Below are 26,011 nucleotides of genomic sequence, written 5' to 3'. Positions count from 1 at the left end.
TTTAAGTTTTATGAGTACAATAGATTTTGATTTGGTAAATGTTCCTGTGGAATACAAAAAAATTAATGTTGAGGATTTTGATTCTAATTACTATAACTCAACTAAAGAATGTATTAGCCCTAATGCTGAAACTGGATATATTTCAGAAGAATTAATGCCTATTCTGATAAGAGACTTAGATGTAAAAAATACAACTGTAATAAATGCTGGAACTGGTCAAGGAAAATCAAAATGCATAATAGATATTGTTTCTGAATATTCTAATAAAGAAGATTACATTGTTGTTTTTGCTTTACCATACAATAATTTAATTGAACAATATTATAATGATTGTAAAAGTGTTATAGATGAAAATAAAATTTTCAGTCTATTAAATATTGATAAATCAAAGCCTGCAACAGAATTTGTTTTTGGAGCAATAAATGATGAGGAGATAATCAATAATTCAAAAAACAAACAATTTAAAATTCATATTTTAACCGTTTATGCTTTACTTGAAAACCCCGGAGATGATGCCTTGTTTCAATCAAATAAGAGGAAAAAATATTTTAATGACTTAATTAAATATTGTGAAACTCATAATAAAAAAATTGTATTAATATTTGATGAATTACATGACTCTATACACACTTTTAAAGAGGAGTATATTTTCAATCTTTGGAGATTTAAAAATGTTATTTATAAAAACTATGTAATTAGTGCAACATTTAATGAATCATCCAAAGAAATAATAAAATATCTTTCTGAATTTACTACTAATAATATTCATATAATTGAGTCTGAAAGAGTAATTATTCCAGAAAAACAAGGTAGTTTACACTTAATCCTGCATCAAGAAAACAATGATATAACAGAAAACAATGAATTAAAAAAATTGTTTAGAAAATTGCTCCATGAAAACAAGAAGTTTGATGTAATTGTTTATTCCAAAAGCCAATTAAAAAAAATGCAAAAGAACAATTACTTTAATGTAATTGATAGGAAAATTTTAAATTTTTGTTATAATGATATCTTTAATCCCAATTTTGTTAGAAAGTATAATAAAAGTAAAATAAATATTGGAACAAATTTTTCTACTGGAATCAATATTACTAAAGAAAATCACTCACTTTTCATTCTACTACCACCAAGAACAAATATTAAATATTTTAACAATAAAGGTGTATTCACTTCTGGATATGTATCAATTCTCCAAGCAATTGCAAGGTTAAGAGTAAAAGGAGATATATACATTGTAATGTCTGAACCCTTAGAAGTATTAGAAAATAGTTTACCATCCTTTATTGAAAATAAAACCATAATTAAAAATATATTTCAAAAATATCAAACCCTTGGTTCAGTTGAATATTCTGACATAAACAACCAAAATTTACAGTTAAATGATGCTTATATTCAACATACTTACAATATAAGGAAGGCTAAAAAAAATATTGAAAAAGTAGAAAGAAAAGGGTTTAACACACTAAATTATCTAAGAAAAGAGCAATTTGTTTTAAAAAAAGGGGAAAAGTATCTGAATAGTACTTTTTTTAATGGAGATTTATCAACTTATGTATTCTTTACTGCAGTTACAAATCAGTTTTCAAATTGTAAATTAAAATCTATATACTACAATCCAGATATTTACTTTGAAAGTGAGTCTTTAATTGAGGGTATTAGATATCATTATAATATTACAGCTAATTCTGCTTTTAATAATAATTTAGCTCAAACAAATTTAATGGCTTATTCTGGTCATCAATTTTTTGCAACATTCAATTCATTTTTAAATAAAAGAAAAGTTTATTTAGATAAAGTATTAATTGATTCAGTTAAAATTAAAGAATTAAAAATGCATTATTTGATAAATGTTTTAACATATGGTGAATTTGTATTTGAGGAGAGTACAAGAGACTACAGAAAGTTAATAAAATCTATTTACTTCAAGTCTTGTTTGAATCAAGTCTTAAATTTAAGTTCAACTGGAGCAACCATTTCATTTGAAAATGAACAATTAAATTTTTATTATAATCAATATAAGAATTGGAATGAACTATTAGAAGTTATTAATGAGGAAATTATAAATCAAAAAAGCAAAAATTTACTTAATACTAAAGCATCAAGTTTGTTTATTCAAAAATTTAATGAGCTTGATATGCTTAATAAATTAAAAAGATTGATTAATGAAGATATAGTGATTAATCTTGACTTATTTCCTTTTTATGATACTTTTAAAAGATTCAACAATAGCTTAAAAGCAGGACAATATTTCTATGAACTTTTAATAGAGATATTTTTCAAAGTAAATGAAAAGAAATCTCAAAAATTAATTAATGGGAAAAAAGTTCTGCATTACAGAATTGAAGAATCCTTTTCAAAAGAAAAATTCCAAAATGAGTTTTATGTCAATATGTTATTCAGTAATTCAGAAATAATAGGAAATAGCCTTTTTAATTAAATCACATATTTTCCTATTCCTATATATATAATTTAGGAAAATATGTGACTTTTTCAAAACCAATCTCAATCAAATGAGGTTGGTTTTTTGTTTTGTATAAACCAGGAATCTAAAATATTAATCAAATAAAAATTATAAACTATGCAATTAAGACAATCAGAAAGGAAGAAAGCCAAAATAAAAATGGCTTTGCAAGGTTCAGCAGGTAGTGGTAAAACTTATTCAAGTTTATTACTTGCACAAGGATTGACAAATGGTGATTTTAGCAAAGTTGCCATTATTGATACAGAAAATGGAAGTGCTGATTTATATGCTCATTTAGGCAATTATAATGTACTTACATTAACTCCACCATTTACACCAGACAATTACATTAAAGCAATTGATGTTTGTGAAAAAGCAGGTATTGAAGTGATAATTATAGATAGCATTAGTCATTGTTGGGATTACTTACTTGATTATCATTCTTCATTAGCTGGAAACTCATTTACAAATTGGGCAAAAATTACTCCATTACAGAAAGCATTTACAGATAAAATTTTACAGTCTGATGCTCATATTATTGCCACAATGAGAACCAAACAGGATTATGTTTTAAATCAAAAAGATGGCAAATACATTCCTGAAAAAGTAGGATTGAAAGCAGTACAAAAAGATGGGTTGGATTATGAATTTACTATTGTATTTGATGTAGATATTAAACATTTTGCTGTTTCAAGTAAAGACAGAACAGGCTTGTTTATGGGTAAGCCTGAATTCATTATTAATTCTGCTACAGGAAGAAAAATTTTAGAATGGTGTAATAGTGGTACAAATCTACAAGATGCCAGAGAAAAGATTAAAAACACTAAAAGCCTTGATGAATTAAAAGTATTGTACAACCAATATAGCAATTGGAGAGAACTTTTAGAATATGATTTCAAAGTTCAGAAAGACACTATTAATTCAAAAGAAATATTGTTAAACCCAAAATCATTCAGTACAAATGGAAGCACAAGTCATCATTGAATCCAAAATAAACCAGGAATCACATAAATTAATTCCTGTAAAGCAAACTAATAACATTATAAATCCTGGTACTATCCAAACAGGTAATGTTATAACTCCTGGTACTTCAAAATTTCCAAACAAACCTTTTATTGAAGCTAACACACAAGAAATCAATTTATACAATTTAAAAAATGATTGTGTTATTCCTGTGTTTAGCAAGGATAATGAAAGGACTATTTCACACCAGGAATTTATTGAAATTGCACAAGAAGCAGTTTTAAAAGTATTTCCACATCATACATTTGAGAAACCTGAAATTAGAGTGTCACATCAAATTAAAGGTAGAACTCCTGAAGCAATACATAAAAATGTAAAAGACTTATTAGACCATGAGAGAACTCAATATTTTGAAAGAATGGCTTTTATTATTAGGATTCCAAGTATTGTAGATAAAATAAATGGAAATGAAATTGCTCTTACAATAGGTGGAGTTAGAAGCTATAATTTGGAAAATTTATACAATAAAAAGACTTTTGAAAAATTCAAGTTTTTTATAGGTTTCCAAAATAAAGTTTGCTGCAATTTATGTGTTTGGAGTGATGGTTTTGTAGATGATATGAAAGTAAGCTCATATCAAGAATTACAAACTAAAATTATAGAAGTAATAGAAAACTATAATGCTGAAAAGCATTTGTTAGGAATGAAAGAGTTTGCTAAACATTCATTAACAGAAACTCAGTTTGCTCAATTAATTGGTAGAACAAGATTATATCAACATTTACCAAAAAAGGATAAAGTATTGATTCCAAATTTAAACTTCACAGATGGACATATTAATACTATTGTGAAAGATTATTTTGAAGATGATAGCTTTTGCAGAAATGAGCAAGGAGATATAAACCTTTGGAATGTTTATAACCTCTTTACACAAGCCAATAAATCTTCTTATATAGATACTTTTCTTGATAGAAATGTGAATGCCTTTGATTTTACAAATGGCATTCAGAAAGCACTGATTGGTAATGGAGATTACAATTGGTTTTTGAGTTAAATGAAAACCCAGCTTTTTTAAGCTGGGTTTGTCATAAAAAAAGAAACCCAGAGCAAGTCTGGGTTGTTGTTTTATTTTTTTATAGTGCAGTATTAAAGCGTAATGAATAATAGGGCACTTCATAGTGCAAAGATACATAACATATTTGTTATATACAAATTAATCTATATAACCAATTTCATTTGTGATTATATTTTTAAGTACTTCATTTTCAGAATGCTTATCAAAAGTTTCTTTTATTTTTTCTGTCATTTCATTTTTTCTGTCATTTGAAATTTGTTCTAAAATATATAGAATTACTTTTATTGATGAATCAAGAGAATGTCTATTGTTATTGTTAAAAGTTATTCCAGGTATTGCAGATATCCCTTTAGGTAATCTAAGGTCAAATAGAACACCACCATGAGCACAAGTATTCCTAATATAAACAATAGTTTCCATTAGATTAATAAATTTATCAATGTTGATAATGCCATATTCATTAGCAATTCTCTTTTTGATTTCACTATCCAAAAGAGATTTATAAATTTTTAAAATTGTTCCAAAAGTAAAAAACTCAAGAGTTTTCCAAGCAGGAGCAAATTTGTCATTAATGTATTTTTGATGATGAAGTTTTATTACTTTGTTGTTCTTTTTAAATTCATCATTATAGTGATTTTCAACAGCATTAATAAATTCAGAACTAATTACCTTAGGGTCTATAAACCAAGTTGGAGAATTTTTGTGAGTGTTTGAGGCATAATAAACAACTTTTGTTCTAAAGTTTATTTCAATTCTGTTCATATACTTAAGAAGTATGTTTCTCAAATCAACATCTAAATAATATAATAAAACAGCATTTGAAAACTTAGTCCCTTTAGCAAAATTATGGTCTTTATCAATTTCAAATGGATTCCAATAAAAGCCAAGCCTATAATAACCAATATCTAATAAAAACTCTTTGATTTTGTCTTTGTCATAATCAAGCTCCATTCCTCTTTCTTCAAGCTTCACTATTTGCTCATTAAAATTTGTTGCTTTATTCCCCATACTATCTATAACTTTTTACAAAGATTACCCTTTATTATATTAAATGAAAGTCAAACTTATTCACAATCAGGGTGAGTTTTTAACAGAATCCTTAGTAACAAGTTTTGCTAAATTTTGTTTCATTTTATTTTAACTTTTCAAGAATTCCACCAGGTAAAGTTGGAGATGAATCTTCTTTTAATAATCCAGTATCAGTTCTGCTAAAAAGTGATTGTAAAATCATTTTTCTATCTTCTTCATTAACTTCTGTGTCTTTAACTAAAGCTAAGAAGAAGAATGTTAAAGTATGTCTTTCTTCAGCATCTCTTGCTAAATGATAAGAGCTAAACATATATTTAGTTAAAGCTCTAATTGCATAAACTAAAAGTGAAATTAATGTAATGAATACTATTGACCATCTTACTATGCTTACTTCATTTCCTTTAAATACCTTTTGGAAAATCCAATCAGGAGCTGTAAATAAAAGAATACTTAGAAAAATTGATGAAACAATAACAACCCAAATTAGGATAGTTTTTGCAGTATTACCTTGTTCATAATATTTATCAGACTTAATTTGCCAGTATCTTGCTGGTTTTTCAAGTTTTAATTTAGTCTCATAGGTTTTTTCAAGTCTTGATAAAGTTTCAATTTTATCTTCATACCATTTTTTCCATTCTTCATTTTGGGTATTCTCAAACCATTCTTCAAAATTTTGATTTTTCTCTTCTTGAAGTTTATCTAATTGCTTTAAATGTTCAGAGTAATTAGCCTCTATGTTGTTGGTATATTCTGAAAGAGTTTTTTGATTGTCACTAATTTTTCTATTAAAATAATTTCTTACTTGATTTAATGTTTTCTTTTCTAATTCAGTTTTAGAAATTTTATTATCATTTTTTAATTCTTGAAATTCATAAGATTTAAGTTGACCTTTGAAGTACTCTTTACTATTCCTAATTTGAAAATTAGATGTCATATAGTTAAATGCACCCTCAAATTGTTCTTTATTTTCATTTAATAATCCAAGTAAAAGTTTAAGTTCTGATGATTCTATTGGGAAAATTTGATTATTATAACTTGATAAATAGTTATTTATACTACTTTTTATTGAATTCCAATTTGTATTAAAACTATTTAAGTCATTAAAATAATTATCTAATCCAAATATTAAATCATAATGTCTTTTGAAAAAATTAGAAGATACTTTTAATTCATTTGGTAAATTAACGAGTTTACTCCAATCATTATTTTGATTTAGAAAAAACTCATATATAGATGATAGACCTGTAAACTCAATTTCATAATTTATATGAGGAAAATTAATATTGAGTGTTATTTTGTTAATCTCATCTGAAAATTCAGTTTGTGCTATTTTCTTAGTTAGTTCTTTTACAGTCATACTCATTATTCATTTGAAATTTTTTTACAGTCTCTAACATTCAGTCTTTTCTCTATTTTACCAAAAGCAGAAGAGTCATAAACAGTTTTTAAACCTTCAATTATTTCAAAATGCTTTTCCTCATTATAAGTGGTATAACCATGAACAGTATTTTGATTGTGAGGGTTATCAATTACTTCTTCAATTTCTAAAGAAGTTGGTTCTGTTAATTCAAAAGCAGAAGTTAAAAAATCACAATACCCTTTTTCTTTATTGGTTTTAATAGGGAAAACAAAGTTATAAGATGGAACATTTTTTAGTTTGGAATAATTAATCTTTGTTGATGGGAATTTAATTCCATCAAAATTATCATCTTTTGAAACATACTGTAATAACAATTGAGGGATAACATATTCTGGTTTAAAATTAGCCTTTGTATTCTTTACTTTAATTGAACATGCAATTGAAAGTGGAAAAGTGACTAAATACCTTAATATAAAGGTTAATTGGAAATCCTTAGAAACCTTTTCTATTTCTGTTAAAAAGTCTTCAAGCCTTTCTATTAAAATAATTTTTAAATCCACTGTATTTTTAAATTTAGAAAACCATAAACTTCTAAATTTTGTTCTATCAAACTCCTCCCAACACACATATGTGCTTTCACCTAAGTATAGTGCTGGAAAACCTGGTATACTATATCTTTTTGTAGTAACATGAATTCTATCTTCAAATTTAATATGAAACAAATCAGCTGATGTGAAATGTGATTCATTATCTTTTCTTGCTCTGTAAAACTTTCTCCCTGCAGCAATTTTATCAGAAGTATTTATTTCTTCAAAAAGTATCTCTTTTAGAGAGTTATTAAAAATTTCAATAGATTCTAAGACTTTACCTTGATAATGAAGATTTATAGATTCAAGTAAAGAATTTGAAAATTGTTTAATCTTGTTAAGAATTATTCCTTTTTCTAAAGATTCAAATTCTACATATTCTTCAATTATAGGGTTAATTGTTTTTTCAAATACTTTAGCATATTTATCTAATTCTTCTTTCAAAAAAGTTGGAAAGCTATTACTTCCTTTTTGTTCTATTGGAATTTTAAATATCTCTTCTGTTAATAATGGCTTGATTTTATCAACAGCATCTCTAAATAATTTTGCCATAACTTAAATTAACTATTCTCAACTATACTAATTTCATCATCTGTTAAGCCATACAACTCATACACCATTTTATCTATTTCCTTGTCTGTGGTGGTTATTTGTTGTTTTAAAGCAAGTGCTTTTTGTTGTTCTTGTAAAAAGTAATCTTCCCATTCTGCTTCTTCTGAAAGTGATAGCTTTATTTTCTTCTTACTTAATTCTTTTACAAATTCTGCAAAAGTTAACTCATACCAGGATTCTAACTTTTTAGGCAAACTCTCTAATTCAAATTTTCTTTGTAGAGTCCTTTGGAATTTAGAAGCTGAATCTTTTAATTCTTTATTTAATAATAACATTAAATCAGCTTTATCTACAAATATTAATTGTTCTGACAAGGTTGCTTTTAATATTGGGAGTTCTTTGCAATTTGCAATCAATACTTTTTGAAATAAATCCTTTTCCAAATCCAAAAATTTATATTTATGGTAAAAATTTAAGAGCTTTGAATTCAATAAAGTTAATATGTATTTATTAGCAAATTCTTCTTGATTTTTAGAAATAATCCCAAACCCAATTTGAGTAAAATAAAGTTCTTCTTCAGTATATCCACAATATATTCTTGGTGGATTACCTGAAACAATTTGTCTAATTAGTATTCTTGAATTAATAAAAAATCTTTCTTCTCTTTTTGCTCCTAACCAATCTCCATATTTTATATATTCTTTTATTTCAGGACTAACAAAATATCTAATTATATTCTCACCTGTAATTAAAGGTTTGTATGAATCATCAATTTTAATAACTGAATGATATGCTCTTGATTTTATAATTTCCTGGCTATGACCTTTGTACTTGTCATATGGTGTTATACCTAATGTGAAATCAGCTATTTGATTAAGAGTTATTATATTTAATTTTTCAATTTTATTAATTAAATTCAGTTCAGATTTTGAAGCATATAAGTTAAAATTCAAATTTGAATCTTTTTCCCAATCAGTACTTAAATACTTAATAGTTCTTGATTCATCAATAAAATTTATCCTTTCATCTTTTGAGTAATTAATAACATTTATTTCTTTACTCAAATTATTTTTAAATAACTCAAAAATTATTGTTTCAACTTTAGCATCTTCAAAGACATTATCAGGTAATTTAATTATCTTTTTTAGATAAGGTAAAATGAGTTTTCTTAATTTAAAATATGAAGAATTAACCAGCATTGAGTTTGGGTTAATATAAGATAATACACCATATTGATTAATTAATCCTAATCCTTTTTCAATAAAAATAGAATAAAGATTTATTCTATTTTCAGTTGTTGAATATTTATCAAAGTAAAATTTTACATCATCTTTGTTCAATCCTTTTATATCTACATAAGGCGGATTCCCAATAATCACATCAAAACCACCTTTTTCAAACACTTTAGGAAAAGCATTTTGCCAATTAAAGGCTTTATCTCCTGCAATTTCAGGGTCATCAATTAATGAGTTCCCACATTTAATATTACCACTTAAATCATTTAATTTTCTATTAGGTTGAGCAGTTCTTAACCAAAGGGATAGTTTAGCAATTTCAACACTTTCTTCATTTAAGTCCACACCAAAAAGGTTGTTTTCCAAAATGCTATTTTCCATGTCTGTTAATACCAATGCATCACCAAATAATTTGGCTTGTAATTCATCAATGTATTGGTGTTCTTCAATTAAAAAGTCTAAAGCTTGGTTTAGGAATGCACCACTACCACAAGCAGGGTCACAAATAGTTAATTGTAATAGCCACTTTCTGTAAGTATCTAATTTATCAACTAAATCTTTAATGGTTTTCTTTTGCCTTTTCTTATCAGTAATATAATCCTCTTCATTAATGGCTAATTCCAATTTCTTTTCTTCACACAGTTTACTAATAGTATTTTCAACTATATATTTGGTAATGTATTTTGGAGTATAGAAAACTCCATCTTTCTTTCTCTTGGTCTTGGTTTTGTCAATTTCTTGACCTTCCAATTGGGCTTTAATTTCATCTAACTCATTTAAGGAGTTTTCAAAAATATGACCTAATATGTTTACATCAACCTCACTTACAAAATCATATTCTGATAGCTTTAATGTGTGTTCATAAAGCAATTTATCATCAATAGTAATGTTGTCTAAAATGTCATCAGGTTTAAATAAGCCACCATTATAGGCATACACATCATAGTTTTTGCCTTTATGTCCTGTGTTTAAGTACCCAAAGTATAACTTGAATCTATCATATAGTGGGGCATAAGCATCTAATTCTTCTAATTGTTTCCATTGGTTAAGAATCAGTCTAACTGAATTAGGAGGCAACAACATTCTATCTTCTGCAAAGAATATGAAAAGGAATCTATCTAACAGTTTTTGGGATTTCTTGAAAAGCTCTAATTGGTCAAATTGAGGATTTAATTCAACCAAGTTTTTAAATAATTCTCTCTTGAATAAAGAGTAATCTTTATATAACTTTTTGGTAATTACATCTTCTTGGCTTACAGATTCCTCTTTAACTTTTTTAGCAATGTCTTTTGAAATGTTTTCAACAGCCAAACACAAATACAAGATTTTAAATTCTGCTTCTGTAAGTGTAAATAAATTAAACTCTAAATGTTCAATTGCATTATCAATATAGAATCTGATTTTCTCAAAGTTGGAAGTAATTACATAAGTACAATCTGGCTGATTATTTTTATAACCAAAGGCTTGAACTTCTATTTTGCCTAAATCTGTGGTATTAGTTCCTTTTAGTTCAATAACGCCTCTTACCTTGTTGTCTACTAAAATAGCACCATCTGCCTTTTTACTATCTTTTACATTTTTGTATTCAGTAGTAAGATTAAAGTTAGGTTCAGGATTCAGTGTGTAGCCTAAAATCTTAACAAACAATTCTCTTAAAAAGCCTTCTTGATATTGCTCTTCTTTAGAGTTTCTAATGTTTTCTTGTCTTTCAGGATTATGAAAGTAGGTGGTAAATTCATTCCATTTTTGATTAATGGAATCTTGGTTTATAGCTTGTAAATACTTTGTTACAACAGCATTTTGAAACAATGACATCTTTGATAATTTAATATTACTTTTCAGTGTGGTTAATAGTAGTAATATGGGTTTACCAAAGTAGGGATATTTTTACATAAGTGCAAAAGAAGTTATTGACAGTTTATTTCTCATTTTCAAACATTTTTCTAATTGCTATTTCTATATTCTTTTTGGAACTTTCCTCTTCTAAAATTTTAGATCCATGCACAAATAAATCATCATATGTTATTGCTGCAATAGTTTTTTTATCATTGAATTTATAATTATGTTCTTTTAATCTATTACTTGAATTAGAAAAACTATAAATAATAGAAAGGTATTTTGTGAAAATATTCTTTTTTATTTCTTCATTGTAATCACTTTCAGCAATATGCTTTATAAATTTAAATTTTAAATCATCATCTTTTTTTAAAATTTCAATCATAACTTCTTGCTCACAAATGAACTTATTGAAAGAGTCTTCTAACAAAATTTCAACTACATCTATATTCTTAGGTTTTTTAATTTCTTGTTCATTTGTAAACCATGAAATATACTTATAGCCCCTCATTTTTTCTTTTCTTTCATCAGCTCTAAGTTTTAGCATTTCTTCAATTGTTAAAACATTTAAATTTGTTAAATCAACATCAGATGAACTAAAACAATTAATAAAAGATTTAACATCTTCTTTTACACTTAAAAATTTTTCTTTGTCAGTAGTGTCATTTAAATAATTCTCAACCTCAAAAATGTTTTTAGATAATATATTATAGTTTAAGTAATTGTTTGACCCAACAAAAACATAAGCGCCAAAATCATTTATTTTAAATTCTGTGGATAGGTAACATTTAATAAAATTGTTGTTTTCTAAACCAGAATCATAAAATTCAATTATTTTATAATTTTCATCAACATTATGAAAGAAAAATTTTCCGTTTTCAGAATAAACTGGAATTGCAAATGAATTTTCTTTCAATGCTTTTAAATATCCTGCTAATTTCATTAGTTCTTCAAAAATTTAAAATACTCCTGTCTAAGTAAGCCAAAAAATTCAGAAGGATTACCTCTATGAGTATTATATGTTAATGGATTTTCAATACCAAGATTCTCTTTAACCAATTTCATTGCATATTCATCATCCCTAAAACATTTTGGTATTATTATTTGATTGACAGAACTTTTATCTAAGTTGAAACCAGTATCAAAAAGCACTTCAATACTTGATGCTCTATCATCAATTCTACTACTACTATTGTCTGAAATTAAATTGTTATAGCCATGAGCTTCAAAATCTAATTGTGATAGTTCTTTAGTCAAAGAAGGAGTTTGATTAAGATAATTATCATTTGTATTATAAAAAGTTTTAATCACTTTTTTTGCACTTATTATTGAACCTGTTAATTCAAAGTCATCTATTTTAGTTTCTTCATGAAAAAACTTTTCTTTTATTTCATTCAGTTTGCAAAAAGCTCCACTATCAAAAGGATAGACTTTTGCAAATGCACTTTTGTCTTCTGAATTTAAAATAAAGCAAACCATATAGTGTGCAGGGTTATTAGTTGCTTTGTTTAGTTGTACTCTATATGAAGGTAATCCATAATAAGTATATAATAAATCTGTATTGAATACATCACACAATGAAGGTTTTAAAATCATTTCTTCTAAAATATTTCTAAACCTGTAAGCATCACAAGTATGAAGTAAAGGCAAATTTTTTAAACCATCTATCTCTTCAGCTAAAACTCTTTCAAACCTACTCATATAATCAATAATTTATGTAAAGATAGTTTTTTTCTAAAAAAAATTTTCTAAAAATTTTGAACACACAAACTACCAGAATAAAATAGCCCCCACTTGTTTTAAAAGGAAAATCCCCCTGCCCAAATTATATTAAAGGACATTTTTTGACCAGGATATTAAAAACAGTAATTTTTTGAAGGGTAAACTTTACTACAAAAATTGATTCAAACTAATTTCTGTTCAAAGTTGTAAAACACCAGGAATCCAACAAAATGTATTTCTATCAATATCCTGGTAATTTTTCAACTCCATGTGAATAAAAAGCAGACCTTTTAATTGTTTTATATAAGCCAAACCTCTTAAAAACCCTCACTTATACTGAGCATTGAAAACCAGTGTGTAATACTTTCAGAAATTAAAAAATTCAAGGTGATAGCTGAATTTTAAGAATCATTTGAAGTATTAAAAATTACTCAAAAACTCAAAATCAATGGTTACAATTATCAATTACAAAGAGAGACAAACTGAAGAAGGAAAATCCTTTTTTGTTTTAGAAGTACAAGGTGGTATTGAAATGGTTCAATCACAAACCACAGGTAAATTTTATGCAACAGCAAGAAAAGCATTTGTTCCAAGTACATTTGATGAAATGACTTGTAAAGCTCTTATTGGTACTCAAATGGCTGGTGCAATTGTAAAAGAAGAGTGTGATGCTTATGAATATGTTGACCAAGGAACTGGTGAAATGGTTGTATTGACACATAGATATGCTTATGCACAAGAACAAGCTGCAACTGTTCAAAAACCAGTTTATGAAAATTTCACTCCATCAATAGAAGCATTTTCTAAAAATGGAAAACATCATTTTGAACCAGTAAACTAACATAAAACCTATTATGTATAAAAGCATAATAGGTTTTATCTTTTTTTCAATATGGAAATAGCTGAAATTAAAGTGTCTTATTCTACTAATAAACCTGATAAAATAAAACTTAAACAATGTGATGAAGTGTATAAATTCATTTTGTCACAATGGGATTTTGACTTAATTGAATTCCAAGAAGAATGTAAGTTGATTTTATTAAACAGAGCTAATTTGGTTTTGGGTGTTTATAATTTATCAAAAGGTGGAATTACTGGAACTATTGTTGACATCAAAATTATTTTGAGTGTTGCTCTAAAATGTAATGCATCATCTATTATCCTGGTTCATAATCATCCAAGTGGAAATATGAAGCCAAGTGAAGCAGATAAGAGTATTACCAATAAATTGAAAAAGGCTTGTGAGCTGATGGATATATTTTTACTTGACCATTTAATTATAAGTAAATATGAATATTACAGTTTTACTTATAATGGAATTTTATAAATCACACTTTTTCCTAAATGATATATATAAGTTTGGGAAAATCTGTGATTTTTTGAGAATGTGTATTAACTTAAAAACACCCTTTTTAAAGTAAAATTAGTACCAGGACTTTTATAGTAGATTATTATTAATAGCTATTTCTTTGAGATTTCTGGTTTAAAGTTATAAAGTTCAGGTAATTCAATTTCCAATTTTTGTGCAATTGTATAAACTAAAAAACTTGATGGATTGGTATTACCTGCTTCAATTCTATTCATATTAGACCTTTCAATTTCACATCTATAGGCAAGTTCAGTTTGAGTGATATTTTTATCTTCTCTCAACTGCTTAATTCTTTGACCTAATGCTTTTTGAAATTCTTTTTTATTCAACTTTTAGCTATTTATACCAAAAGTTGTCATATTTGATAAAAATATTGTTATCAATTTTGATACAGTACTTATATTTGTTATAATTAATGAAATACTCAGATATTATGTTTAAGTTTTTTAATAATCTATATGATAGAGATACAAATGAGTTTTATTCTTTATGTTTAAATAGAGCAAAAGTTTTTAGTAATCCCAGTTTTACAAAGCAAGGAGAGTTTGAAGCAATGATTTTAATTGGGTTTATTTTAGCTCCTAAAAGTGGAGACACTTTTATGTTTTATATAAATAAATTGAGAGACAGTAGAAAAGATTTTGATGTCAAAATTGATAAAAAAGAATGTCTTGAATTAATAAATCAGAGAGTAATTTACTATAATAGATTATTTAAAGAAATTGTAGGATATCAGGAATATAACATGGAGCTTTGGGGTTCAAAAACAACAAGTTTTTTATATAGCAGTCCACTTTCAAAAATGCAAAATGAAAGTAATGACATACCTCAAATTATTGAAGTTCAGTTAAAAATAACTGATTTGTTAAAACAAAAATCACACATATAGTTACTAATAATTTATTGATGAATCCAAAATTACCACTTCAAGTCCATTTGAAATTTTTATGTAATGAAAATAATCTTTTTGATGCTCATACAATAAATAGATTATTGGAAAGATGGAAAGAAGATTATGATTTGGTTTGTGAAATACAGACAAATAATAAATGTCAAATTTGTGATGATGATTTACATTGGATTCATAAATTAAATTGCCCCCAAAAGGTTTATGCAGAAGCATTCAAATTTAAAAGACTTTATGAAACATTACAAAAGACAGTAGAAATTGCAAAATGCAATAAAGATTATATTGCATTTTTTGATAGCTATGTTTCCCAATCTGAAAATCCTGAATTATTTAGCCAATGGGCTAATTCTGTAATGAATCATAAATCAAATATTGATGAATTAAGATTTGAGCTTTTAAATGATAATTTCTTCATTACAGATAAAAATGAAGTATTACAAAAAGTTAGACCAATATTGGGGAATGATTTTGATTTTGAGTTCTATATTGAACCAAAACATTTTTTGGGTATTTTTAAACTTATAAAATTAATTGCAAAACAATCTAAATATAATTAAAATGAAAAAAACAATTTTACTCTTATTATTTTCTCTTGTTAGTTTAGTATTTTCAACAAGTTGTAGCAATGATGATTCTGATAACAGCTCTAATCAAATACTCCAAAGTTTATTAGGGAAATGGTATTTTGAAGACCCTTCTACAAATCCCACAATAAACAATTCATTTACATTTAATAGCAATGGTCAAGTGATTTATTCATATTGGGATGGTAGTCCAGGCAATAACTATGATAGTGAAACTGGAACATTTTCTGTTGAAGGTGATATTTTAACTATGATTTTTCCTGAAAATGTATCATTAACTTTTGTTCAGAAAGTTGTTATTGTTAATCAGAATAAAATGGAATTTTTACCAACTGGAAATCCAAATGAAGATGCCTATGAAGGAGACTACTTTAAAGAGGGTTACTCACCAAGCCCAACAGATGAACTTAAACTTACTTTTACTGGTTCAGCATTTACAGACCAATGTACAACAACAGGTTCTCCTTTATACAATTCTGTAGATGTTAATGTTAGCTTTCTGTCAAATGGTAATCTTGTTAATCAACATAATTTTCAAGAGGACAGTAATTGGAACTTAAGTTATAATGAAATTCTTGATGGAAATATTATCTCAGTAAAAGTTAAATTACAAAATTTTAATCCTAATGATTCAAATAGTGGTAAAGGTACAGGAGTAGATAACATTACAGTAAAAATTGAAAATTCATATAATGAAGTTATATTTGAAGAAAATATTGGGATGCTTTTGATTTGTACTGATACTTGGCATGAAGTTATTTTTACCTATAATAAAACTACAGGTGCTACCACAACTGATTTTCAAACACATAGTTTTTAAAAAATCATTGCAAATATTCAAAACCACTCTATAAGGGTGGTTTTTTTATACCAGGATTTAAATGAAACAACTTAATTTACCTTTCAAAATAGACAAACAACATGAAAATTGGGAGTTTGAATTAGATGCTTTAGATGATAGGTTAAGTGGTTATCACAGCTATAAATATATAGGCAAACAACTTAATTATTTTCTGAACTATATTACACATGAAACTGAACTTATATTTAATGGAGATTTTTTAACAGCAGTCATTCTAACACTTAAAAAAGTTGAAGTAAAGGATTTGCATATTGTTAATGAGTTCCTGGTACAAAATGCAACTAAACAGATTCAAGTTGATAAATTTTGTTCAAAATTTAAAGTATGGAGAATTATGTACTTCTCAAGTTACAACCCTAAGAAGAAACAAATTATAGTTATTTATGGTAAGCCAAGATTTATCCAAAAACATTTACTAATTTTACTCAAGAGTTGAGTATTCAATTTTAGTGGTTTTGAGTTTGTCAAGGCATACTTTTAGGCATACAAAAAATTATTAATCTTGTAAATAGTTGATAATTAAGTCAGAAGTGTCACAGGTTCGAGTCCAGTTCCCGCTACTAAAGGAGACAAGTCGGCATCATCGCCGACTTTTTCATTTCCTATTTCTCCTGAAAGTCCTTTTATACTTGATACTAACACAAATAACTGATTTACTTTATTGGTTAGATATTGCCTGTTTTTTGCCTTAATGGACAGTCCTTCAGGAAAAACCAATTTTTGTATTCTAATTTTATTTTCTATATCGCCTTCACTCCATATTTTACTAGTGTTTTGAAGAATTGCAATTGATTTATCTATAAAATTTTTGTGGTTAGATATTTTTTGAGAAGCATCTTCAATTTTTTCATTTATAAGTTCCAATTCACTTTTAAATTTATTTTTAAAATTTTTATAAGTTACCTGTGAAAAATCTAAATTAGAAATATTTCGTAATTCCAAATTTTCAAGATTTTTTTCAACCTCAACTTTTTTTGCTTCTAATGACTTCAATTCTTGTAAACCCTCATTATTCATAGTATCAAACAACTTTTTTAATTGTAATTTTAGTGGTTCGATAAATTGATTGTTCAGTGTATAATTAGCCAATAAATCTTCGAATAAGTTGTTTAATCCTTTTGATTTAGATTTTGTTGTTGTAATTGCATTAAAACTTACTTCTTTACATTTTTGACATTTATAATAATGTAATTTCTTTTTATTAACCTCATAAGAGGTTAATGGTTCTCCGCATTCGCATCTTAAAAATCCCGTTAGAGGTCTTTTGTTATGAACTTTAGATTTAATAAACTCTTTTTTAGAGTTGACTTTATTTTTATCCAATTCTTCTTGAATTTTCCAAAAATCCGTTTCACTTACAATTGGTTTCCATTTTCCCTTGGCTGGCTCATCAAGTAAAGCATTTACAATAACACCACAATAAAATGGCTTTCTCCACATATTACTTAATGACTGTTTAGATATTTTTAATCCTAAATTTTCCAATTTTTCCATGATTACAAAATCTCTTTCTCCCATCAATTTCCACTTCCAAGCCTTTTTTAATAGCTCTCCTTCCTCATTAATCAAGATTTCTTGGTGCTCTTGTAATTTAGAATAATCCGTAACTTTTCTACCTCTTAATGTATATCCTCTAGGCACTTTACCTAACCAGTTTCCGTCTTTTAACAATGCTTTCATACCTGGTAATGTTTTTTCCAATCTGTCAAGATTTTCTTTTTTAGCTTCTAAAAGCTTTTTATATACTTCAAGCCTGTCAAACTCATTTTCGGTCGTTAACCCTGTTGAGGTTTCGATTAAGTGAACCCCCATTTTTTCGACTAACTCTTGAACAATACCAATTGCATTATCTCCAGTTCTTGAAAATCTGCTTATAAATTTTATTGCTATTGCAAATGGTCTTTTTTTAGATTTACGAACCTCATCAATTAACCTTTTAAATTCTTTTCTTGAAAAATCTCCACTTGCACTTTCATAAGAACCTCCTAAAATTTGTTCAAGTTCATAATCATTCTTTTTCGCAAATAATTTTAAATCTTGTTCTTGCTCTGTTAAACTGTAGTTGTTTGATTGCTCCTTACTACTTACTCTCGTGTACCCCCAAATTCTTTTTACTGATACAACTAATTCTATTTTTTCTTTTTGAAACTTTTTAAATTTATCTAAACTCATAACTTTTTATTTTAAATTATATACTATAACCGCTAATTTTAATAGACTTTCGATTATTTCTTCACATTCTAAGTCCGAAACATTTTCAAATCCTGTAAACTTTCTTAATTCATCGTTTGTTATTTTTATATCATTTTCATCAACTTTATCAATCACTTGTAAACATTACGCACTTTCCCTATTTTTTACTGCGTGAGATTATTAAAATCATATTTTTTAACATTTTGAAATTAGGCATAGTAATTCCAGCCCAGGTTTTCTCGGATTTTTCTAAAAAATATAATTTTGATTATTTTGAGGATACCACCTCGATGTAGATTACTTAAACACTAAGTAATAATTTCCGAAACATTCCGTAACGTACTCTTTTAAAGCTATTTATACAAAATTACGCAATAATCGGTCTTGTTGCAAGTTTTTAATTTACAAAATTTTATACAAACAAAAAAGAAGCGGTTTTAAACCACTTCTTTCTGTTTTAATATACTTTGTACCTTTTGCGCTGTTCCTAAGCTACAACCTCCTATTTTTGATGCTCGCCTTAATGATTCTCCGTTTTTCAACTCACGAACAACCACTTTATATTTTGTTAGCACCTCATCATCACTCATTCGAGTTCCATAAAGACGACCTTTATACGTTCCTTTGGCTTTTGCTAATTCGATTCCTTGCTTTTGTCGCTCCAGCATATTGTTTCGCTCCATTTCAGCAACATTACCCAAAACACTTACAATCATCTTAAAACTTGGATTTGGTTTGCCATCAATAAGCGAATACATTCCAATATTTTCAACAAAAACTTTTACCGATTTTTCATTGAAGAATTCAATCATCGTTAAAATATCTATTATCGAACGTCCGATACGGTCGATACTTGACGTATGTATTTCGGTTACAATTCCACTTTCAATGTCTGAAATCAGTTTACTTGCTTCTTTACGTTCTGAAAATTTAACAGAACCCGAAACCTTGTCAATATAAACTTTTGAAAATTCTTTTGAATTTGTTTCTTGGCGACCTGTGTTTTGCTCTGTGGTAGAAACTCTAATGTATTTTACTTTTGTCATGGCTTATATTTTTATATTACATGACAAATATAGTGTATATTTTTAGGGTGGCAAAATTATACACCTAAAAACCAGGTTATTAAACAAAAAAAGTGTGCTATTTTCAAGCATACCCTTAAAAGAGTACGAGAAGCTAAAGGACTTTCGCAAAAAGAACTGGCAGGATTATTAGATATGCCACAACCACAGTATAGCCGTATTGAAAACGGTAAAACAGACCCTTCTTTTACCGTAGTTTATAGAATTGCTAATGCTCTTAATGTATCTTTATCGGAACTGTTTAATGCTGATGAGATTTTTAGCGATGTAAACGCCTATGATAAAACACTTATCGAAAAACTAAAATTATTGGATTCGCTTAATGATGATGAAAAAAAATCTATTTATACACTCATAGATTCTTTAATTACAAAGAAAAAATTAAAAGACAACTTGCAAAACCTTGCTAACTTATAAAAACAATAAAGCCCTGCTCAATGCAAGGCTTTTTTTATTTAATACTTCTTAAAAATTACATCACTAACTCTGTAACATTACCCCCTTTATCTATCTATATTACTGATAATAAATATTTAAAAACAATCATATGCAAAAAGCACCATTTTGAACCATTACCCCATTATCGACGGCATTTAATAAATTGAATTATCGATTCTTTCTCTTCATCGCCTACAACAGAAATTTCTTGTATTGAATAAACAAATATTTTTAAAATCTCAGATTTTAGATTATCCCTATCTATTAATTCACAACCTTGAAATTTAATTTTACATACAAAAAAATTATTCTTCTTTATTTTTTTTAAGAAAAAATCATTATTAATGGTATAACCTTTTCTCTTATAATGAAAAAAAACAAGATCAAGGTTTAAGTCTACATAATAATAAATATCTTTTTGAGGATTCTCTATACAATCATTACTTTTAAATAAATATGGAAATTTATAAACCTTACTACCACCTGAATTCCGAACCTTAAGTTCTAATTTATCATCTTTATGCTCTAAAGTTTCTTTATTAAACGAGATGTTGTTTTTGTTAAAATCAAGAGGAAGAAAATAATACTCATTATAAACCTCTTCTGCTATTTGTTCATTATCTATACATAGAATATACCCTTCAAAACTTTCTTGCGAAAATATCTTACCAGTGAAAAGTATAAAAAGAATAATTATAAATGTATGTATTCTCATAGTTCTCTTTTATTTATTTTCATCAATTGGTTTTTCTGATTCATCTATTGACGGAACTGTTTTTAAGATAAAATCTACATTATTTTGTGAAGGAGGGTTACCAGACCCTGTCCCATATAACATTGCTCCTCCTCCTCCTATATTTTCATTCGCATGATATACAGGAGAATTCCCCATATCTAGACTCAAATCGTATGAGTAAAAATTATGAATAATTTCATGTACTATGGCAGATAAATTATTTCTAAAAAAAGCAATACGATTACCTCCTGAACTAGCAATAGTAGAATCATCCCCCATTCTAATGTCTTTTATTTGCCCAACAGTTACTGTTCTTCTTATTACATCTCCATCAGTTGAAGTAAAAGCTGTTTCCTCTGTATTTTTTAAAGTCGCTACTCTAAGGAGTTCTTTACGCCCGTCATCATCTCCTGAACCTGGATAAATTTGCTCAGACACATTAAATACAAATTCAACTGGAACAGTGTGACCTTCAATATTTGTAGTATACTCTCTTTTCTTCTTGCCTATTTTCTTTTTATTAAAAGTTCTATTATACCAATTATCTTCATATACTTCAGTTGGATTAAAATTATCATTCAATATCTTTTCTATTTTTTCACCAGTCCCAACATTAAAACTTATTTTATCTTTACTATTATTAGTAACTAAGACTACCACATCTACCTCCACTACCTGTTTAATTGGAATTTTTTGCCCATTTATAGTTTCGTATTTCGTATATTGAAATCCTTCCATTCCTTCAATTTCCTTTGAATCTATAGGTCTATTACCACTAAATTGATAAGGTGTTAACATAGGATATTTTTTCTCCAATGGGTCAGTAGTAAAAAACCTCCCCACCCTCGGGTCATGCATTCTAAAAGTATAATTTAAAGAATTTCCTTCCCCTTTAATCTCATCGTCTTTTTCTTGTCCCTGGAAGCCGTAACGGTATGAACCTGAGCTTACATGCCTGTTTGGTACTAACATACCGAAAGGGTCAAAACTACTGCATTATTTTGCTGGGTGTTCGTTAGTTTGGGTATACCTTTTTGGGCAAAATCACCAAAAAAAACTTTTTCCGCTTGCCTCTACTACTGCAACTTTTACTATTTTTTATAAGAACGTATATTGGTTATTTATAGCTCAAAAATACTACTTTTTATAGGATATACATAACTCATAATTATATTTTTTTATGCTTTATTTAACAGGAACTTACGCAATATTGGTACACAACTTGCTGTTATACTGGTAAAAGCGGTTTTTATGGCTCTACAACTACCTATTTAGTAACCTTTTAATTTTTATGTTATGAGTAAGCAAAAAGGCGTTATCAAGTTAGTTGGTAATATTGGAGGTATGAGTTTTTATACTTCTAATGGTGAGTATTTGGCAAGAACCGCAGGTGGTGCTTCCAAAGAACAGATAGCTACGGGTTCTAACTTTGTGAGAACACGAGAGAACAATGCAGAGTTTGGCGGTTCTGCTAAAGTAGGTAAAGCCTTTAGAACGGCTTTGAGTAGTGTTATTCAAACAATGGGCGGAAGTACTTTAACAGCTTCTTTAACCAGACTTTTTAAGTCGATTAATGCAAAAGCTTCAGGAGTTCGTGGACAACGCCCTATTGCTTTGAGTGCTAATAAAACACAAGCAAAAGGATTGGAACTAAACAACAAGATTAGTTTTACTTCGGTTTTCAACGCTCCCTTTACCGTTACGCCCGATGCCGACCGTGTGGAGATTACCTTTACAATTCCTAGTTTTATTCCGATAAACTTTATCAATGCTCCCGCAGGTGCTACAGGTTTTCGTATTGCAGCTGCTGTGGGTTGGTTGTCGGATTACAGTTATGATAACAGTACCTTAAGCTATGAGCCGGATGTACCCGACCAAAATAGTTTGGGGATTACTTCCTATAGTGCTATTCAGCCTATTGACAACACCGGAACAACCATCACATTAACGGCTACCGCTCCTGGCGGATTGGTTCCTGATGCTAGTATTAGCGTGGTAGCGTGTTTGGGTATTGAGTTTTACCAAAAAGTAGATGGCGTAGATTATTTACTGGCTCAAGGTAACGCTATGCGGATAGTAGAGGTTTTTTAAGGTTTAAAGCCTGTTTATTGACCACTGGGCTCTCGGGTGACCGAGGGCTTTTTTTGTGCTTAAAACGCTTTAAAATCATTATTTCAAGGATAGTTTAACTTACTGATGTAGTTAACTTATCCTTTTTTTATCTCTTTGATAAAGTCGGCTTTAGTGGAGTTATGGTGGGCTTATACTGGGCTTATCCTCGGGTTATCTATAGCTAAGCCTCAAAAAATCTAAAGCTAAAAATCGTATGTATTTATCCATTATCAAAAGGCAGGTATAAAACTACCTTCGGGGTTTGCCTGTAGTCGGCTGGTTGGTTTAAACGGATGGCTCGATTTTTTTGGAAGATTACCAGTAATCAAACGTTGTTGTATAATCGGATTTCCCTTGGTAATCTTCTAAAAAAATGAGCATAGCCTTGTGGCGATTGAACACACAAAGTGCATCCGTTTTGCTTTTTTAAATTTTTGTGATAAAAAACGAGCAAAGATTTAAGGCTGTGATCCTTCGGGGAGACAGGCGTAATTTTGTGATGTTTTTTTGAACAAAGAATTTTAAATAACTGTATTTTAAGGTGTTAGATTTTATCTGTAAGATTCGTTAGATTTTATCCGTAGGGGTTTGATGGTGTTGTATTTGGTGTTTTTTTACTCTTTGCTTTTCGGGGTTTCGGGTGGTTTTTTGGTGGTTTTTTGCCTTTGGATTCCGCATTATTTTGATACCGGACAAATGGGTGTTGGGTGTGGCGGGGGGAACGGGTGGGCGCTGGGGTGTGCGGCTATTTTACATAGTGCAAATTATGGCTTCATAAAAATATCTTTTAATCAATTATGAACTTTTTTTTATGAACCATAATGCTCGATGCACTATGTAAATATAGCTTGGGGCGTTTTTTGGGGTGCGCTTGTTTATCGGTTGGGGGTAAGGCGCTTTGTTTTTATCTCTTTTATGCGCGGTGGGTTTGGGAAAATAAAAGGGTAAAAACAATGTGCCTTACTCGGGGTAAACAAGGGCTAAGCGTGGGGTGGAAAACGCCATTGCAGGGGAAGCTCGGACTGGGCGGGCGCAAAGAACTCAGCGGAGCGTTCCTATTTTGGGATTCGGCTTGGACTTCGCTTAGTAACTACGTCCTGCCACGGTTCGTTTTGCGAACGTTTTTTTGGTTTAATGTGTTGGTTTTTAAAAGTTTAGTTGTTTTTGGCGTTTAGTTGTTAAAATATGTTAAAATTGTAGGGTTTATTGTATGGGATGGAAGGTGTTGACCATCTCGTGAAGTTCTTCTAAATTGTCTTGCCTGTAGCGTTCTGTACTACTTATGTAACGATGTCCTGCCATATATTGAGCCTTTCTTAACTTGTGTTGTTTGAGCCAGTTTACGATGACGCTGTTTCTGATTTGTATGGCATTTTGATAGTTGTAATTGATTAGTTTTAATTCTTCGCTTATTTTCTTTAAAACATTGCTTAAATTACTATTTCCATAGCTTGATGTAAATAAACTTTCTTCTCCTTTTGGCGTTATTTGTGGTCTGATCTTTTGTAAATATTCCATTAGTTCCATGAGTTGCCAGGGTTTGAGTTCTAATGTTCTGCCGTTGGTTTTTTTACTCTCTGGAATTTGTATTTTGCCTTTGTATAACTCTACGTGTTCTTCTTTTAAGTATTGAAGTTCTTTACTTTGTAAGCCTTGATAGACTAATAATCCGATAATAATTTTGTTGCGTTTTCTAGCTAGATCATTGTCTTTGGTCTCGTAAGAATAATATAAATCTTCGAGTTCATCGGCTGTGAGTAGATTGCCTAATACCGTTTTTACTGTTCCTTTTATGTTGATGTTGGTAATGGGATTGTCTGCTCTGTAATTTTTTTCTTGTAGATAATTGAAGTATATTTTTAAGTTTCCGATATAGGTTTTTAAAGTTCTGATTTTTATTCCTGTTTTTTTGATTTCCTCTACATATTTTAAAAAGGTTTTGTAGTCGATGTTTTCTTTTGTAGTTCCGTATTTATTCATCCATATATTTAGGCGTTCTGTAGCCTTTAGGAATGCTGGAATACTCTTGTTGCTGTAACCGTTTTTCTCTAAGTATGTTGTGTAATTGTTCATCGTTATTGGTTTTTGCTTTGTGTTCTAGTAAATGCGTGTAGATTTGTGTACTCTCTAAACTTGAGTGCCCTAAAAACTGGCTGATGGTTTCTATTTTGGCTCCTTTTTCTAAAAGATGTGTTGCGATGCTATGCCTTAAAATGTGTGGTGTGATATTTTTAGTTATCAGTTCACGGTTTTCAGTTATCAGTGCGATTGCTGTTAGTCGATTACTTAAACTTTGTCCTTGTAGTGGTTTTCCTCGATAGTTGATTAATAGATATTCGGTTTGTTTATAATTGTAAAATGCTGGTCGATAATCGTAAATATATTCTTCTATTATTCTTAAATTATATTCATTTATGGGAACAAAACGCTCTTTATAATTCTTTCCTTTTCTAACGTGGATGCGTTCTTTATCAAAAACTATATCTTTGATTTTTAGATTAACTACTTCGTTTCTACGCAGACCACAACTGTATAATAACACTAAAATTACTTTATCTCTTTTTCTAATTCTTTCTTGTTCATTGCTATAATCGGTTGCTTTAAATAATTGTTTGATTTCGTCTTGGGTTAGGATTTGTAAACTATCTCTTTGGTTTTGTTCTTCTCGTTTTAAATGTATATTAATGCCTTTGTGATTGTGCTCTTTTAAATAATCGTTGAACTTAAAAAGTGCTTGTTGGTGTTTGTTTAAATACGCTTTGCTTAATCCTCCTTCTCGGGCTTGATTGTTTCTTGTTTTTAGATGATTGTAATAGTCTTTTATTTGTTGAACTGTTAAACTGTTTATTGTATTGATGTTTTCGTTTTCTAAGTAGTGAAAAAACTCCCGCAAGTGACTAGG

25 protein-coding genes are annotated in these 26,011 nt (G+C 28.4%); 11 read left to right on the top strand and 14 right to left on the bottom strand.

Features of this window, described 5'->3' with window-relative positions:
- Positions 1-10: 10 nt before the first annotated feature.
- The 3 genes from DI487_RS10350 (at position 11) to DI487_RS10340 (ending at position 4,478) form a co-directional block, all read left to right on the top strand.
- Positions 11-2,437, top strand: a complete 2,427-nt coding sequence (locus tag DI487_RS10350; protein ID WP_109569573.1) for a DEAD/DEAH box helicase family protein — start codon at positions 11-13, stop codon at positions 2,435-2,437.
- A gap of 141 nt (positions 2,438-2,578) precedes the next feature.
- Entirely contained in the window at positions 2,579-3,445 is an 867-nt protein-coding gene (locus DI487_RS10345; RefSeq protein WP_109569572.1) for an AAA family ATPase, read from the top strand.
- A complete protein-coding gene (locus DI487_RS10340) occupies positions 3,423-4,478 on the top strand; it encodes a DUF3871 family protein (protein ID WP_109569571.1) in 1,056 nt (351 codons plus the stop codon). The genes DI487_RS10345 and DI487_RS10340 overlap by 23 nt, the downstream gene beginning before the upstream one ends.
- A 159-nt stretch (positions 4,479-4,637) precedes the next feature.
- Here the strand turns inward: DI487_RS10340 and DI487_RS10335 are convergent, their stop codons facing one another.
- The 6 genes from DI487_RS10335 to DI487_RS10310 all read right to left on the bottom strand — a co-directional run bounded on the left by DI487_RS10335 (position 4,638) and on the right by DI487_RS10310 (position 12,799).
- Complete coding sequence (locus DI487_RS10335; RefSeq protein WP_109569570.1) at positions 4,638-5,507, bottom strand: Abi family protein; 870 nt, start codon at positions 5,505-5,507, stop codon at positions 4,638-4,640.
- Positions 5,508-5,631: 124 nt separating this feature from the next.
- Complete coding sequence (locus DI487_RS10330; RefSeq protein ID WP_146193444.1) at positions 5,632-6,885, bottom strand: DUF6161 domain-containing protein; 1,254 nt, start codon at positions 6,883-6,885, stop codon at positions 5,632-5,634.
- A gap of 5 nt (positions 6,886-6,890) precedes the next feature.
- Positions 6,891-8,027 carry a hypothetical protein gene (locus DI487_RS10325; RefSeq protein ID WP_109569568.1) on the bottom strand — a complete coding sequence of 379 codons (1,137 nt, stop codon included), beginning with the start codon at positions 8,025-8,027 and terminating at the stop codon, positions 6,891-6,893.
- An 8-nt stretch (positions 8,028-8,035) separates the two neighbouring features.
- On the bottom strand, positions 8,036-11,077 hold the full coding sequence (locus tag DI487_RS10320) for an Eco57I restriction-modification methylase domain-containing protein (protein WP_109569567.1): 3,042 nt from the start codon (positions 11,075-11,077) through the stop codon (positions 8,036-8,038).
- 103 nt (positions 11,078-11,180) lie between these two features.
- Positions 11,181-12,041, bottom strand: coding sequence for a hypothetical protein (locus DI487_RS10315; RefSeq protein ID WP_109569566.1), 861 nt, complete (start codon positions 12,039-12,041; stop codon positions 11,181-11,183).
- A complete protein-coding gene (locus DI487_RS10310) occupies positions 12,041-12,799 on the bottom strand; it encodes a hypothetical protein (RefSeq protein ID WP_109569565.1) in 759 nt (252 codons plus the stop codon). Before DI487_RS10310 ends, DI487_RS10315 begins: the two co-directional genes overlap by 1 nt.
- A gap of 469 nt (positions 12,800-13,268) precedes the next feature.
- On the opposite strand from DI487_RS10310, the gene DI487_RS10305 reads away from it, so the two are divergent.
- Together DI487_RS10305 and DI487_RS10300 are read left to right on the top strand one after the other, a co-directional pair.
- Positions 13,269-13,661 carry a hypothetical protein gene (locus DI487_RS10305; protein WP_109569564.1) on the top strand — a complete coding sequence of 131 codons (393 nt, stop codon included), beginning with the start codon at positions 13,269-13,271 and terminating at the stop codon, positions 13,659-13,661.
- A 51-nt stretch (positions 13,662-13,712) separates the two neighbouring features.
- On the top strand, positions 13,713-14,147 hold the full coding sequence (locus tag DI487_RS10300; protein ID WP_109569563.1) for a JAB domain-containing protein: 435 nt from the start codon (positions 13,713-13,715) through the stop codon (positions 14,145-14,147).
- A 134-nt stretch (positions 14,148-14,281) separates the two neighbouring features.
- Here DI487_RS10300 and DI487_RS10295 read toward each other — a convergent pair whose 3' ends face one another.
- On the bottom strand, positions 14,282-14,518 hold the full coding sequence (locus DI487_RS10295) for a helix-turn-helix domain-containing protein (protein ID WP_109569562.1): 237 nt from the start codon (positions 14,516-14,518) through the stop codon (positions 14,282-14,284).
- Between the two features lie 86 nt (positions 14,519-14,604).
- Between DI487_RS10295 and DI487_RS10290 the strand changes: the two genes are divergently transcribed.
- The 4 genes from DI487_RS10290 to DI487_RS10275 all read left to right on the top strand — a co-directional run bounded on the left by DI487_RS10290 (position 14,605) and on the right by DI487_RS10275 (position 16,981).
- On the top strand, positions 14,605-15,078 hold the full coding sequence (locus DI487_RS10290) for a hypothetical protein (protein ID WP_146193442.1): 474 nt from the start codon (positions 14,605-14,607) through the stop codon (positions 15,076-15,078).
- A 17-nt stretch (positions 15,079-15,095) separates the two neighbouring features.
- Positions 15,096-15,656: a hypothetical protein gene (locus DI487_RS10285; protein ID WP_109569560.1), complete on the top strand. Its 561-nt coding sequence runs from the start codon at positions 15,096-15,098 to the stop codon at positions 15,654-15,656.
- 1 nt (position 15,657) lies between these two features.
- Positions 15,658-16,503 carry a lipocalin family protein gene (locus tag DI487_RS10280; RefSeq protein WP_146193440.1) on the top strand — a complete coding sequence of 282 codons (846 nt, stop codon included), beginning with the start codon at positions 15,658-15,660 and terminating at the stop codon, positions 16,501-16,503.
- Positions 16,504-16,564: 61 nt separating this feature from the next.
- Positions 16,565-16,981, top strand: a complete 417-nt coding sequence (locus tag DI487_RS10275; protein WP_109569558.1) for a hypothetical protein — start codon at positions 16,565-16,567, stop codon at positions 16,979-16,981.
- A gap of 83 nt (positions 16,982-17,064) precedes the next feature.
- Here the strand turns inward: DI487_RS10275 and DI487_RS10270 are convergent, their stop codons facing one another.
- The 3 genes from DI487_RS10270 to DI487_RS10265 form a co-directional block, all read right to left on the bottom strand.
- Positions 17,065-18,717: a recombinase family protein gene (locus DI487_RS10270; protein WP_109569557.1), complete on the bottom strand. Its 1,653-nt coding sequence runs from the start codon at positions 18,715-18,717 to the stop codon at positions 17,065-17,067.
- A gap of 6 nt (positions 18,718-18,723) precedes the next feature.
- Positions 18,724-18,873 carry a hypothetical protein gene (locus DI487_RS16065; protein WP_170108198.1) on the bottom strand — a complete coding sequence of 50 codons (150 nt, stop codon included), beginning with the start codon at positions 18,871-18,873 and terminating at the stop codon, positions 18,724-18,726.
- A gap of 302 nt (positions 18,874-19,175) precedes the next feature.
- Positions 19,176-19,784, bottom strand: a complete 609-nt coding sequence (locus DI487_RS10265) for a recombinase family protein (RefSeq protein ID WP_109569556.1) — start codon at positions 19,782-19,784, stop codon at positions 19,176-19,178.
- Positions 19,785-19,820: 36 nt separating this feature from the next.
- Here DI487_RS10265 and DI487_RS10260 point away from each other — a divergent pair, with 36 nt between their 5' ends.
- Entirely contained in the window at positions 19,821-20,240 is a 420-nt protein-coding gene (locus DI487_RS10260; protein ID WP_218925800.1) for a helix-turn-helix domain-containing protein, read from the top strand.
- 163 nt (positions 20,241-20,403) lie between these two features.
- Here DI487_RS10260 and DI487_RS10255 read toward each other — a convergent pair whose 3' ends face one another.
- Entirely contained in the window at positions 20,404-20,976 is a 573-nt protein-coding gene (locus DI487_RS10255) for a hypothetical protein (RefSeq protein ID WP_109569554.1), read from the bottom strand.
- A 9-nt stretch (positions 20,977-20,985) separates the two neighbouring features.
- A complete protein-coding gene (locus DI487_RS10250) occupies positions 20,986-21,969 on the bottom strand; it encodes an RHS repeat-associated core domain-containing protein (protein WP_109569553.1) in 984 nt (327 codons plus the stop codon).
- Between the two features lie 324 nt (positions 21,970-22,293).
- Between DI487_RS10250 and DI487_RS10245 the strand changes: the two genes are divergently transcribed.
- Positions 22,294-23,088: a hypothetical protein gene (locus DI487_RS10245; RefSeq protein WP_109569550.1), complete on the top strand. Its 795-nt coding sequence runs from the start codon at positions 22,294-22,296 to the stop codon at positions 23,086-23,088.
- A gap of 1,224 nt (positions 23,089-24,312) precedes the next feature.
- Here the strand turns inward: DI487_RS10245 and DI487_RS10235 are convergent.
- On the bottom strand, positions 24,313-25,089 hold the full coding sequence (locus DI487_RS10235) for a tyrosine-type recombinase/integrase (protein ID WP_170108197.1): 777 nt from the start codon (positions 25,087-25,089) through the stop codon (positions 24,313-24,315).
- Positions 25,082-26,002, bottom strand: coding sequence for a tyrosine-type recombinase/integrase (locus DI487_RS10230; RefSeq protein ID WP_170108196.1), 921 nt, complete (start codon positions 26,000-26,002; stop codon positions 25,082-25,084). Before DI487_RS10230 ends, DI487_RS10235 begins: the two co-directional genes overlap by 8 nt.
- Positions 26,003-26,011 lie beyond the last annotated feature (9 nt).

Source organism: Flavobacterium sediminis, assembly GCF_003148385.1.
Taxonomy (GTDB): Bacteria; Bacteroidota; Bacteroidia; order Flavobacteriales; family Flavobacteriaceae; genus Flavobacterium; species Flavobacterium sediminis.
The sequence above is the reverse complement of the archived record's forward strand: the minus strand, read 5'-3'. Positions and strand labels throughout refer to the sequence as shown.

What these genes read in the sequence shown, in the direction of transcription:
- DI487_RS10305 (WP_109569564.1), top strand. Translation starts at nt 13,269, where the DNA reads ATGGTTACAATTATCAATTACAAAGAGAGACAAACTGAAGAAGGAAAA.
- DI487_RS10245 (WP_109569550.1), top strand. Translation starts at nt 22,294, where the DNA reads ATGAGTAAGCAAAAAGGCGTTATCAAGTTAGTTGGTAATATTGGAGGT.
- DI487_RS10275 (WP_109569558.1), top strand. Translation starts at nt 16,565, where the DNA reads ATGAAACAACTTAATTTACCTTTCAAAATAGACAAACAACATGAAAAT.
- DI487_RS10270 (WP_109569557.1), bottom strand. Translation starts at nt 18,717, where the DNA reads ATGAGTTTAGATAAATTTAAAAAGTTTCAAAAAGAAAAAATAGAATTA.
- DI487_RS10250 (WP_109569553.1), bottom strand. Translation starts at nt 21,969, where the DNA reads ATGTTAGTACCAAACAGGCATGTAAGCTCAGGTTCATACCGTTACGGC.
- DI487_RS10350 (WP_109569573.1), top strand. Translation starts at nt 11, where the DNA reads ATGAGTACAATAGATTTTGATTTGGTAAATGTTCCTGTGGAATACAAA.
- DI487_RS10300 (WP_109569563.1), top strand. Translation starts at nt 13,713, where the DNA reads ATGGAAATAGCTGAAATTAAAGTGTCTTATTCTACTAATAAACCTGAT.
- DI487_RS10340 (WP_109569571.1), top strand. Translation starts at nt 3,423, where the DNA reads ATGGAAGCACAAGTCATCATTGAATCCAAAATAAACCAGGAATCACAT.
- DI487_RS10310 (WP_109569565.1), bottom strand. Translation starts at nt 12,799, where the DNA reads ATGAGTAGGTTTGAAAGAGTTTTAGCTGAAGAGATAGATGGTTTAAAA.
- DI487_RS10325 (WP_109569568.1), bottom strand. Translation starts at nt 8,027, where the DNA reads ATGGCAAAATTATTTAGAGATGCTGTTGATAAAATCAAGCCATTATTA.
- DI487_RS10315 (WP_109569566.1), bottom strand. Translation starts at nt 12,041, where the DNA reads ATGAAATTAGCAGGATATTTAAAAGCATTGAAAGAAAATTCATTTGCA.
- DI487_RS10290 (WP_146193442.1), top strand. Translation starts at nt 14,605, where the DNA reads ATGAAATACTCAGATATTATGTTTAAGTTTTTTAATAATCTATATGAT.
- DI487_RS10235 (WP_170108197.1), bottom strand. Translation starts at nt 25,089, where the DNA reads ATGAATAAATACGGAACTACAAAAGAAAACATCGACTACAAAACCTTT.
- DI487_RS10285 (WP_109569560.1), top strand. Translation starts at nt 15,096, where the DNA reads ATGAATCCAAAATTACCACTTCAAGTCCATTTGAAATTTTTATGTAAT.
- DI487_RS10280 (WP_146193440.1), top strand. Translation starts at nt 15,658, where the DNA reads ATGAAAAAAACAATTTTACTCTTATTATTTTCTCTTGTTAGTTTAGTA.
- DI487_RS10320 (WP_109569567.1), bottom strand. Translation starts at nt 11,077, where the DNA reads ATGTCATTGTTTCAAAATGCTGTTGTAACAAAGTATTTACAAGCTATA.
- DI487_RS10265 (WP_109569556.1), bottom strand. Translation starts at nt 19,784, where the DNA reads ATGACAAAAGTAAAATACATTAGAGTTTCTACCACAGAGCAAAACACA.
- DI487_RS10255 (WP_109569554.1), bottom strand. Translation starts at nt 20,976, where the DNA reads ATGAGAATACATACATTTATAATTATTCTTTTTATACTTTTCACTGGT.
- DI487_RS10330 (WP_146193444.1), bottom strand. Translation starts at nt 6,885, where the DNA reads ATGACTGTAAAAGAACTAACTAAGAAAATAGCACAAACTGAATTTTCA.
- DI487_RS10345 (WP_109569572.1), top strand. Translation starts at nt 2,579, where the DNA reads ATGCAATTAAGACAATCAGAAAGGAAGAAAGCCAAAATAAAAATGGCT.
- DI487_RS10335 (WP_109569570.1), bottom strand. Translation starts at nt 5,507, where the DNA reads ATGGGGAATAAAGCAACAAATTTTAATGAGCAAATAGTGAAGCTTGAA.